This is a genomic window from Acidisphaera rubrifaciens HS-AP3 (assembly GCF_000964365.1).
In the GTDB taxonomy this organism is placed as follows: Bacteria; Pseudomonadota; Alphaproteobacteria; order Acetobacterales; family Acetobacteraceae; genus Acidisphaera; species Acidisphaera rubrifaciens.
Map to the genome: position 1 here is coordinate 1 of NZ_BANB01000943.1, position 2,091 is coordinate 2,091.

Below are 2,091 nucleotides of genomic sequence, written 5' to 3' on the forward strand. Positions count from 1 at the left end.
GTCGACCGGCAGCGGCAGCGGCGCGTCGTCGCGCAGGGTGACGAGGGTCCGCGACAGGCGTGCGGCCTCGGCATGGGCGATCAGGGCGTCGCGCCGCTTGGACGGCTTCATGCCCGCGGCGGCGGCGAGGATACCCTCCAGGTCGCCGTATTCGGCGACGAGCTGCGCCGCCCCCTTCGGGCCGATGCCGGGCACGCCCGGCACGTTGTCCACCGGGTCGCCCATCAGCGCCTGTACGTCGATGAGCTTGCCGGGCGGCACGCCGAACTTCTCGATCACCTCGGCCTCGCCGATCGGCTTCTGCTTGATCGGGTCGAGCATGCCGAGGCCCGGCCGCACGAGCTGCATCAGGTCCTTGTCGGAGGAGACGACGGTGACGCGCCCGCCGGCCTCGATCGCCGCGCGGCCGTAGGAGGCGATGAGGTCGTCGGCCTCCCAGTCGGCCAGCTCGATCGCCGGCACGCCGAACGCCTCGGTCGCCTGCCGCACGAGGGCGAATTGCGGGCGCAGCTCCTCGGGCGGTTCGGGCCGGTGCGCCTTGTAGGCGTCGTAGAGACGGTTGCGGAAGGTCACCCGGCCGGCGTCGAAGATCACCGCCAGATGCGTCGGCCGCTCGCCCGCCGCGTGGTCGCGCAGCAGCTTCGCCAGCATGTTCGAAAAGCCGAACACGGCGTTGACCGGCACGCCGTCGGGGCTGGTCATCGGCGGCAGGGCGTGGAAGGCGCGGAAGATGAAGCCCGAGCCGTCCACCAGAGCGAGATGCAGCCGGGACGCGGCCGGCGCCGCGCCCTCAGTGTCCGTGGTCGTCACCCGCGCCCGGCTTCAGCACGAACAGGCGTGAGCAATAGGGGCACATGACGTCGTGACCCGGGATGCGCAGGAACACGCGCGGATGGCCGAGCGCGCCGTCGCCGCCGTCGCAGGCGACGGTGCGGCTGTCGACCTCGATCACCTCGGTCGGCGCGGGACGCGCTTGGGGCGGCGCCGCGGCAGTCGGATCAGGCATGCAGGGGGTCTCCCGGACCTCTATCGCCACGGTTTTCCGCCGGGCGGCGGGATGATAGCGTCGCGCGGCCGGCTTTCAATGACGCATCCCCGCCCCCATCCCCGCCACCCGCTTCCCGCGAAGCGCCCCATCCGTGCCGCGCTGCTGGCGCTGCTGGGCGCCGTGCTGCTCGCGCCCGCGCTGGGCGGGTGCGCGCATGAGGTCAAGCCCGCCGGCCCGGACAAGACGCCGGCCGAGATGAACCAGGACTGTTTCATCATGCCGGACGGGACGGCCCTGCCCTATCGGGCGTGGCTGCCGCCGCCGGGGGTCGCGACCTGGGCCGTGGTGCTGGCGCTGCATGGCATGAACGACAGCCGCGATGCGTGGGAACTGTCCGCCCCGGCGCTCGCCCGCGCGGGCGTCGCGGTCTATGCGCCCGACCAGCGGGGCTTCGGCGCGACCGACAGCCGCGGCTACTGGCCCGGCACCGCGAGCCTGGAGAGCGACGCGCGGGCGACGGCGGCGCTGGTGCGGGCCCGCGCGCCGGGGGCGAAGCTCTACATGATGGGCGAGAGCATGGGGGCGGCCGTGCTGATGGCGCTGGCCGCGAGCCCGCACCCGCCGCGCGCGGATGGCTGGATCTTCATCGCGCCCGCCGTGTGGGGCCGGGCCGAGCAGACCGTGTTCGAGCGCGTGGGCCTGTGGCTCGCCGACCACACCGTCCCGGGCCTGCATGTGGAGACGCTGCCGGGCGTGCATGTGCGCGCGAGCGACAATTACGCAGCGCTGGTACGGCTGTCGCGCGATCCGCTGACGATCCATGCGACGCGGGTCGATGCGATCGCGGGGCTGGTGGACCTGATGGACGCGGCGCTGGCGGCCGCGGCGCATCTGCACGCGCCGTCGCTGTTCATGTACGGCGGGAACGACCAGCTGGTGCCGCGCCGCGCGACCGAGGCGGCGTGGGCGGCGCTGCCGCGCGACGGCGCGATGCGCATCGCCTACTACCCGCCCGGCTATCACCTGCTGCTGCGCGACGAGGACCGGGGGCGGCGCATCGGCGACCTGCTGGCCTGGATGCGCGACCCGGCGGCACCGCTGCC

General features: G+C 73.8%; 3 protein-coding genes. 1 reads left to right on the forward strand and 2 read right to left on the reverse strand.

Translation table 11 applies throughout. The annotated features are described in order from the left end of the window. Positions 1-810 (reverse strand): 5'-3' exonuclease (locus B8460_RS19260; RefSeq protein WP_048863247.1); only part of this gene is annotated, 810 nt, incomplete at its 3' end. Beyond that, positions 791-1,006 (reverse strand): zinc-finger domain-containing protein, encoded by a 216-nt coding sequence (locus tag B8460_RS19265; RefSeq protein WP_048863248.1) that lies wholly within the window; start codon positions 1,004-1,006, stop codon positions 791-793. The genes B8460_RS19265 and B8460_RS19260, both read right to left, overlap by 20 nt. 78 nt (positions 1,007-1,084) lie before the next feature. Here B8460_RS19265 and B8460_RS19270 point away from each other — a divergent pair. After that, the coding region (locus tag B8460_RS19270; RefSeq protein WP_048863249.1) for an alpha/beta fold hydrolase at positions 1,085-2,091 on the forward strand (1,007 nt) is incomplete at its 3' end.